This is a genomic window from Halanaerobium sp. (assembly GCF_003070835.1).
Genome location: NZ_QBLR01000139.1, coordinates 1 through 8,785, shown reverse-complemented (window position 1 = coordinate 8,785; position 8,785 = coordinate 1). Strand labels below are relative to the sequence as shown.

At 34.4% G+C, this 8,785-nt stretch carries 8 protein-coding genes; 3 read left to right on the top strand and 5 right to left on the bottom strand.

The annotated features are described in order from the left end of the window. Window positions 1-152 precede the first annotated feature (152 nt). Both CI949_RS13085 and CI949_RS13080 read right to left on the bottom strand, forming a co-directional pair. Window positions 153-743 (bottom strand): MBL fold metallo-hydrolase, encoded by a 591-nt coding sequence (locus CI949_RS13085; RefSeq protein WP_108142493.1) that lies wholly within the window; start codon window positions 741-743, stop codon window positions 153-155. 128 nt (window positions 744-871) lie between these two features. Further along, the gene (locus CI949_RS13080; RefSeq protein ID WP_108142495.1) at window positions 872-2,182 is read right to left on the bottom strand and encodes a glucose-1-phosphate adenylyltransferase; all 1,311 of its coding nucleotides are present in this window, start codon (window positions 2,180-2,182) and stop codon (window positions 872-874) included. 240 nt (window positions 2,183-2,422) lie between these two features. Here CI949_RS13080 and CI949_RS13075 point away from each other — a divergent pair, with 240 nt between their 5' ends. From CI949_RS13075 to hpt, 3 genes are all read left to right on the top strand, one after another. Further along, on the top strand, window positions 2,423-3,796 hold the full coding sequence (locus CI949_RS13075; RefSeq protein WP_347877191.1) for a DDE-type integrase/transposase/recombinase: 1,374 nt from the start codon (window positions 2,423-2,425) through the stop codon (window positions 3,794-3,796). 483 nt (window positions 3,797-4,279) lie between these two features. After that, a complete protein-coding gene (locus CI949_RS13070) occupies window positions 4,280-5,242 on the top strand; it encodes a cytidylate kinase family protein (protein WP_108141136.1) in 963 nt (320 codons plus the stop codon). Continuing rightward, window positions 5,243-5,779, top strand: coding sequence for a hypoxanthine phosphoribosyltransferase (gene hpt, locus CI949_RS13065; RefSeq protein ID WP_290767157.1), 537 nt, complete (start codon window positions 5,243-5,245; stop codon window positions 5,777-5,779). Between the two features lie 18 nt (window positions 5,780-5,797). Here hpt and CI949_RS13060 read toward each other — a convergent pair whose 3' ends face one another. From CI949_RS13060 to CI949_RS13050, 3 genes are all read right to left on the bottom strand, one after another. Further along, window positions 5,798-6,535 carry an NAD-dependent deacylase gene (locus CI949_RS13060; protein ID WP_108141132.1) on the bottom strand — a complete coding sequence of 246 codons (738 nt, stop codon included), beginning with the start codon at window positions 6,533-6,535 and terminating at the stop codon, window positions 5,798-5,800. A 62-nt stretch (window positions 6,536-6,597) separates the two neighbouring features. After that, entirely contained in the window at window positions 6,598-7,284 is a 687-nt protein-coding gene (locus CI949_RS13055) for a hypothetical protein (RefSeq protein ID WP_290767155.1), read from the bottom strand. A 181-nt stretch (window positions 7,285-7,465) separates the two neighbouring features. Further along, on the bottom strand, window positions 7,466-8,671 hold the full coding sequence (locus CI949_RS13050; RefSeq protein ID WP_290767153.1) for an ISL3 family transposase: 1,206 nt from the start codon (window positions 8,669-8,671) through the stop codon (window positions 7,466-7,468). Window positions 8,672-8,785: the final 114 nt, after the last annotated feature.

The window sequence follows — 8,785 nt, the reverse complement described above, 5'->3', positions numbered from 1 at the left end:
CACTCAAATCATCATTGTTTTTCAACTTTTCATTAAAATCAATCTTTATTTTTATATTTTGATAATAATCCAAAATATTATCAAAATATAAAAAAAGACCTGCATTTAAGGCAGGTCAAATTTTAATATTAACTTTTTATTTCACTAAAATATTATATTTCTAATTCTTCCCCGATTTCTATTACCTGAGATTTACAGCCGATCTGTTCAAATTTACTTGATAAACCTTTTGCCTGCAGAAGTTCCTGTCTTTCTTCAGGATCATAATGATAGGGAACAGCCATGGCCGGATTTAACTTAATAACTTTTTCTAAGTAATCAGCAAAATAATCATTAAAACAGGCTGTAAAAAGCAATTCTATATCTTCTCCTGGATCAGGGTAATCAGAGGCATCTGCTGTCTGATATAAGCCTTTATAAAAATAAGCTACAGAGCCTTCAGAATTATAGCAGTCCACATCTAAGACTTTAATTTCATCTTCTATAATGTCTCCAGCTTCTACAACTTCACCCTCGATATCAAATTTATCATAAACTGACTGGGGTGCAAAAACCTTTGTCTCCTCACTGCTTACTGCTGCCAGATCATCTAAATTTATGTGGTCATCGTGCTCATGAGTAATTAATACAATATCTGCTTTAAAATCAGTTTCAACTTCAAAACTGGGGTCAATGACAATCTTTGTATCATTTTCAATTAAAAGAGCTGAGTTTCCTAACCATTTAACTTTGATAATAATCATCTCCTGTTAAAGTATTAGTTCTAACTATAATAATTTTAGCACAAAATACTCAATAAATAAAATAGCTCCCCCGCAAAAAGAGGAGGAGCCTAATTTTTGATTATTTTACCTATTTATTCTTTAATTTTTTAAGTATTTAACTCTCTTACATGATCTGCGTCACCAGCTGCAACTTTTTCTCCGATTTCAGAAGTAATTGTGCTGCCGCTTGGAATCTCTTTACTTTCAAAATCATCTACTCCCACATAGGAAAAAATACGACAGTTTCTGCCAATAGTTGTACCTTCAGGAATTGTAGCTCTTTTAGCAATAACATTTAAACCATTTTCTAATAGATCAGGTTTATCTTTATTGGGAGTTAAATCATCACCATAGCCAATTTTACAGTTAGCCATAACTTCTACTTCTTTATCAATTATAGCCTTTTCTACAACCGAATTGCTTCTAATGACAGTATCATTAAAGATAATTGAATCTCTAACCACTGCACCTTCTTCAACATAAACTCCAGGACTGATAATAGAATTTTCTACAACTCCATTAATTATTGATCCATTGGAAATTAAGCTTTTTGAAGCACAGGCATCCTTACCGAATTTAACTGGTGGTTTCTCTTCACTTCTGGTGTGAAGTTTCCAGTCATCATTATATAAGTTTAAACTTGGGATCGGATCAGTCAATTCAAGACTGCTTTCCCAATAAGCTGCAAGTGTACCTACATCTTTCCAGTAGTCATCAAATTCATAGAGATAAACTCCTTCTTTTTCAATCATTGGCGGAATTATATGATGACCAAAGTCGGAATCCTTTTCGGTACAATATTTTTCAAGTACTTCAAGCAGCACTTCTTTTTTGAAAACATAAATTCCCATTGAAGCTAGATTACTTGGTGGATTTTCTGGTTTTTCTACAAAATCTGTAATTCTCATCTCATCATTGTAATCTAAAATCCCAAAACGATTTGCATCTTCATACGGGACAGGTTGTGCGGCAATTGTTAAATCCGCCCCTTTTTGGCGGTGATAATCTACCATTTTGCTGTAATCCATCTCATAAACATGATCTCCAGATAAAATTACCACATCTTCCGGATCTTTATTCTTAATGAAACTAATATTTTTATAAATTGCATGGGCTGTACCTTCATACCAGTCTGTTGTTCCTGGCTTACCTCTAAATGGCTGCAGAATAGTAACTCCACCCAGTCTGCGGTCTAAGTCCCATGGTTTACCGATTCCGATATGGTTATTTAAAGAAAGCGGTAAGTACTGAGTTAAAACTCCAACATTATAAATGCCGGAATTAACACAGTTGCTCAAAGCAAAATCAATCAGTCTAAACTTTCCTGCAAATGGAACACTTGGTTTAGCTCTATGTGCTGATAAAATATCAAGTCTGGTACCTCTTCCACCTGCTAAAATTAATGCTAATGTTTTCATAGAATACCCCCTATTTGTTAGAACGTATTGTCAAAAAATCATTTAATTTATATAGTCAAAACCCTATTGTAGCAGGGATTTGAGCTTAAATACTTGTCACCCCCCTCTTTTTGAGGTATATTTAGGTTGAATAGCACCATTTTAAACCAAAAAAGAAGGGAAAGGTGACAAACTTTGAAAACAATTATTACTACTTTACTTGTCTATATTCAAATTCAGTATTATATAATTTGTTATCTGATGACTTTGCTTTTAAGTAAAGACTTTATGCCCAAAGATGATATTCCTATCAGTAAAGAGTACCACCATCTTAAGGTTGATGATCTACCTGTTATTGAAGTCTTAGAAAAATTTGATTATCAGAAATTAATAGCTGATTATCAAAAAGAAAATGGTAAACCACTTAAGCCTATTAGACGCCATAAAAACTCTAAAAACAAGGTTCCTGAGTCTGTGACCTGCCCCAGATGCGGTGCTCCACATGTTTATCTCTATGATAATACTGGAGGCCGCGGACAGTACCTCTGCAAAGTCTGTAACACTAATTTTAATGATAAAAATCGTTTTTCTAAAACAGTAATCTTTAAGTGCCCTCACTGTTCACGTACCCTTGACAGGATTAAAGAGCGTAAGGATTTCTATATCTACAAGTGTAGAAATGATGACTGCTCTTTCTATCTTAAAAACTTAAGAACTATGAGTAAAGAAGAGAAAAAACATTTTAAGAAACATCCTCACAAATTTAAAGTTAGATACATTTATCGAGAATTTGATTTTGACTTTCAGCCACTGAGTAAGGAGTCCACCTACCTGCCTAAGGTTGATATTTCAGGCATTCATTCGTCTCCACATACTCTAGGATTAATTCTTACTTACTATGTCAATTACGGTCTTTCTTCTCGTAATGTAGCTGCTATCATGAAGGATATTCACAATGTTGATATCTCTCATCAGACTGTACTTAACTATGCTGATTCAGTTGGGTATCTTGTTAAACCCTATCTGGATAATTATCCTTATGATCTTTCTGATTCTTTTTGCGGTGACGAAACATATATTAAAGTTTATGGCAAATGGCAGTATATTTTCTTTTTCTTTGATGCTGTTAAAAAAATTATCCTCTCTTATCATGTTTCACCAAAAAGAGATACTCCCTCTGCCATTAAAGCTATTAATGATGTTCTTACTAAGATGGATCCTATACCCGATAATCTTAATTTTGTAGTTGATGGTAATCCCATCTATCTTTTAGCAAGACATTATTACTATCAACAGGGTATTGATTTTGATGTCACACAAGTCATTGGCCTGACTAATGATGACCCTGTTTCAACAGAATATCGCCCTTTAAAGCAGATTATTGAAAGACTCAATAGAACTTTTAAAAAGAGCTACAGGTCAACATGTGGTTTTAAATCCTCTCAAGGCTCAGTTGCATATGTCAATTTATTTGCTGCTTATTTTAACTTTCTAAGGCCTCACTCAGCTTTAGAGAAAAAGATACCTGTGACTGTGCCTCAGCTCATTAATCTGCCTAATATGCCTGCCAGATGGGGCAAACTAATTGAGCTATCTCAGGAATACATACTTCATCAACAGCAGCATTCTGCTTAACCTTTATATCTATCTAGCAGAGCCTGAGGCAGCTAAAAGCTATTTAAAAGCATTGGCGAAGCGAACCCTTTACAAACCGAACCAGATAAATGCTAAAATCAGTGGTTCGAGGGTTGGCTAGTTTAACCTGCCTTTATATCCATCTCCTTCACCCTCGGCAACCTCCAGCTAGCATTTAGATGGTGTTTGTCAAGGGCAATGCGGTCATCCCAACCATTAAAATTTACTCTAAAAACTAAATTCTGTCTTCAACATCACTTTTTCATAGATTTTTTGACATAACCTGTTAGAAAAACTATATTATTTTCTTCTTCTCATATTTATATATTAGGCAAAATTAGGTAAAATCCTTTATTTATTTATAAAATTAAGATTTATAAAATTATTCATTTATATTAGAAATCGTTTTAGTGTTTAAGGGCAAAATATAGTTTATTCCTGCTATTTATGCTATAATATAGTTAAAGAAAGAAGGTGGAATTTATGCAGATAATTACAATTTCAAGGCAGACAGCAAGTGGGGGAGAAGAAATTGCTGAGGAACTGGCCAACAGACTTGGTCTAAAATTGATCGACCGCAGTTTTGTTCTAAAAAACTGGCTGCCCGAAGTTGCCGATGAGCATCAGCTTCATATGCTGGAGCAGAGTTCTAAATTCTACACTAAGATTGCTAATCCAAAAGCGGAAAAAGATGAGCAGATAAGTTTTGCTGATTATCTTGCTCAAAGACTAAAAAAAGAAGCTGAACAGAATAATCTCCTTATTTTAGGTCTGGGGGCCCAGATTATTTTTAAAAACCATCCTTATGCTCTGCATTTTAAAGTTGTAGCCAGCGAGGAATTTAGAATCAAAGAATTAGAAAAAAAATATGGTCTCCATCCCGAAGAAGCAGCCAGAGAACTTGAGCTTGCTGACCGAAAACACCGCCGCTATGTCTGGCGAATTCATAATCTGGACTGGGAAGAAACGACCCTCTATCATTTAACTTTAAATCGAGATGGCCTCAACCTGGAAGAGAGTCTCTCTGTTTTAATGAATTTAGTTGACCTCAAAAAAGAAAACCCTAAGCCTCTGGAAGATAATAACGAAGCAGAGGCAAAAGAAATTGAAAGTGAAAGCCAGCGCAGCTTTGGCCATGAGAGCGAAAAGGAATTTGCTAAAATTTTAGATATGCATCATATCAAATGGGAATATGAACCAAGTGAATTTCCACTGGAATGGGATCCTGAAGGTAATGTGATCATGGCCTTTAGACCTGATTTTTATCTGACAGAACATGACACCTATGTTGAACTAACAACAATGAAAAGAAAATATACAACAGAAAAAAATAAAAAGGTGAGGCTGCTGCAGGAGCTCTATCCTCATATCAAAATAAAAATTGTTTATAAAAAAGATTTTGAACAGCTTGCTGAAAAATTTGAACTGGACAGGGGTGAAAATTAAATGAAAAAAGATAATTTAGGTGAAATTATACTTTCCGAAAAAGAAATAGCAGCAAGAATTGACGAGCTAGCAGCTCAGATTAATCAGGACTTTAAAGATAAAGAGGTAATTTTAGTCAGCATTTTAAAAAGCTCCCTCTATTTTATGACCGATTTGAGCCGCAAATTAGATTTCCCTGTCAAACTTGATTTTCTTGAACTAAATCATTATGCAGACAAAGACAACTCAGGTATCATCAGGGTAACCCGAGATTTAGAATTTAGTATTGCTGGTAAAGAAGTTTTAATTATTGAAAATATAATTAGAACCGGTCTTACTCACAGCTATCTGCTCAAAAATTTAGGTGCACGCAGTCCTAAAAATATCAGCATCTGTACCCTGCTCCATATTAATGAAGATAAGCTGCTGGATCTGCCAGTTGAATATACCGGTTTTGAAATTGAAGATAATTTTGTCGTTGGATATGGGCTGGATTATCAGGAAAGATACAGAAATTTACCCTATATTGCAAAATACGAAGAAAATCCCCAGCCCTAGAAAGCTGAGGAGTTTAGCTTATTTATATAATTCTGCTTCAATCTTTTTCATTGCCAGACTGGCTTTTTCCTGAATAAATAAATCTGTAATGTCATCAGTGAAATTTGATTTCTTAATGTTAATTTCAATTATTTTGGCTCCTTTACTCCTGGCAACTACTGGAATCAAAGAAGCAGGCTGAACCTCCCCAGTTGTGCCAATTACAATAAAGAGATCTGCCTTTTCCGCTTCTTCAAATGATAATTTTTCAGCCTGATCAGGTATTGCTTCTCCAAAAAAGACAAAGTCCGGTTTTAAAATTTCTCCACACTTTTCGCACTTTGGAGGCAGCTTCTGCAGAATTTCTTCTGTTACCGGATATTTTGCTCCACATTCAGTACAGACGAGTTCTCTGGAATTGCCGTGAAACTCAAATACATTTTTACTACCTGCCTCCTGATGCAGATTATCAATATTTTGAGTAATTACCGCCTGAACATAGCCATCAGCTTCCAGACGAGCAATCACTCGGTGAGCAGCGTTGGGTTCTGCTTTGCCAAAATAATCATAAAATATCTTTTTAATTGTTACCCAGCTTTCTTCTGGATTTTTATAAAAATTTTTTAGGTCTAAAATTATAGGATCATATTCATTCCAGAGGCCGTTTTCTCCCCTAAAAGGTGGAACACCACTTTCGACTGAGACACCGGCTCCTGTAAATACAGTTACATGCCGCGAATGCCTTATTAAATCAGCAGCTTTTTGATATTCTTTCATATTTCTCACCTCAAACCTATTATATCATATTTTTATGATAAATAGTCAAAAACAGCCAAAATTTAATCTAAAAAATCATCCTTATCATCTTCAAAAGTTCTCATAAAATCTACCGCTTTTTTGCTGATCTCAAAAAACTCTCCCCGCTGTCTTTCACGAAAATAGCTGCTCTGTTTATAACTTACAAAATTATTCTTATCAAGCTGATAGATCTCCATCAGACTCCAGCCCCAGTCGAATTTTTCTCCAATTTCCTGCCTGAATATCTTTTTAGAGTCTAAGATAGAAGCCACTTTATAATTAGTATGATTAAAAGGCTCAACCCTTTCGTCAGCATTATATGTTATCAATTTTTCAATTTCAGTTCGATTTTGGTCGATTAAGTTTTCAAATTTAATGTGAGCAGGGTCTTTTTCTACTGCTTCTATTTCTTTTTTACCAAGATAATGAAGATTGAAGTCATAAAGAACCTTCATTTTTAGATATTCATATTCCCTGACATCAGAAAAACGGCCTTTAATTTTCTGAACAGGATAATGAATTATATTATCTCGATTTTTATTATACTTTGTAATTTCTCTTTTCTCTTTTAGAAACAGAAGGATATCTCCAGTTACTGCCTTAATGCAGGGTTTATTCCAGTTGACTTCTTCCTCTTTTCCGTTTTCATTAAGCAGATCAACAATTTCTATCGAGCTATCATTAACTTTATCTATTTTATATAAAGATATTTCTGCCAAGAAATCCACTTCAACCACCTCTTTTTAATTTTAGCACTGCTGGCTAAAAAACACAACATATTTAAGCCCCCATCCAAATATTGAATGAGGGCTTAAAATTTTTCTTTATTATTTGGTTCTTTAACAAATGTTGTGAAATCTAAATAGCACCGTTTGAATCATGTTATCTCTTTTATTTTTTGAATTGCTCTTAAATACTTAGCAATGATAAATATACTCGGCGTTTTAAGTTTTCAACTTTGGGAACACCGTAGCCAATTCTTTTAATTAGTTTGATTTTGTTGTTTAATCCTTCAGCAAATCCGTTGGTTATTCTAGTTTTAAAATAGTTAATAATGTGCTGTTCCCAGCGTTTTACTGTTCCTTTAGCTCTATAGAAAAGATTTAATTTGGCCTGGCTAACATTTTCATACCAGTGATTTAAAGCTTCAATAGATTCTTTAACATCAGGTATCTGTAGCAAATCTCTAAATTCTTCTTTTAACTCCCATGCTTTTTCTAAAGCAGGAGATAATTTAAAGATTTCTATCAGCCTCTGATGGCCGTCATCATCAAGATCTTCACCAGCCATCAGAAGGGTGAGCCTTGATTTATAGAACTTCTTTCTATTGGCAGGAGTCTGTTTATCCTGTTCCTCTTTTCTCAGCTTATCTAAGGCATTATTGATAGCTGTAACCAGATGGAACTTATCAACTACTATCTTAGCATTTGGAAAAACAGTTTCTGCAACAGCTTTATACGGACTCCACATATCCATGGAGAAGTACTTGATCTGCTCCCGCAGTTTCTCAGGCCAGGTATTGAAGTACTCAATTAAATCATCTTTTTTTCTAGAAGTTAATATATCAATTAGTTTACCATTAATCGGATCAGTTAAAGCGACAGCATATTTATGTTTTTTCTTGATTGCAAATTCATCAATACTGATAGCTTCAACCTCATCTAAGGTTGCAAGCTGAGCTTCCTTAATCAGAGCATCTAATTTGCTGTGTACCGAGTTTTGAATACTGGTATAGCTAAGACCATGTTCTTTTGCTACTCTTGAGTAATCACGGCTATCAGTCTGCTTTAAAAGATGCATTTTAAAACGCTCTGTTTTCCGTGAATATTTAGTAATGCTTTCTATTCTCTTAGGTATTGCTCTTTTGCCGCAGTGACTGCAGCTATAGCGTTTTTTTACAAGTCTAATAGCTACTTTTTTATCTCGAAGAGGAGTATCCTGAACCATTTGAACTTTTCTATCGTGAACTTTATCTGCTTTTTTACCGCAGACTGGGCATTTAACATAATCTTTTTGATAGTCAGCTACAAAAACTAAATATTCTTCAGTTTGAATTAAATCTGTTGCAACCAGGTCTGGTAAATTCATTAAATCTGTGATAAACTTATTATGCATTTGCTTGACTCCTTCATTGAATTTTTGGTGTTGTAACTATTTAATTCAACGGAGCCAGGCAAATGCCTTTTTTATTTAGATATTTTTAGATTTACAGTTTTTTCTTCACAACAT

Excerpts from the sequence above, each read along its gene's own strand:
- CI949_RS13085 (WP_108142493.1), bottom strand. The coding sequence starts at position 743 with ATGATTATTATCAAAGTTAAATGGTTAGGAAACTCAGCTCTTTTAATT.
- CI949_RS13080 (WP_108142495.1), bottom strand. The coding sequence starts at position 2,182 with ATGAAAACATTAGCATTAATTTTAGCAGGTGGAAGAGGTACCAGACTT.
- CI949_RS13075 (WP_347877191.1), top strand. The coding sequence starts at position 2,423 with ATGACTTTGCTTTTAAGTAAAGACTTTATGCCCAAAGATGATATTCCT.
- CI949_RS13070 (WP_108141136.1), top strand. The coding sequence starts at position 4,280 with ATGCAGATAATTACAATTTCAAGGCAGACAGCAAGTGGGGGAGAAGAA.
- hpt (WP_290767157.1), top strand. The coding sequence starts at position 5,243 with ATGAAAAAAGATAATTTAGGTGAAATTATACTTTCCGAAAAAGAAATA.
- CI949_RS13060 (WP_108141132.1), bottom strand. The coding sequence starts at position 6,535 with ATGAAAGAATATCAAAAAGCTGCTGATTTAATAAGGCATTCGCGGCAT.
- CI949_RS13050 (WP_290767153.1), bottom strand. The coding sequence starts at position 8,671 with ATGCATAATAAGTTTATCACAGATTTAATGAATTTACCAGACCTGGTT.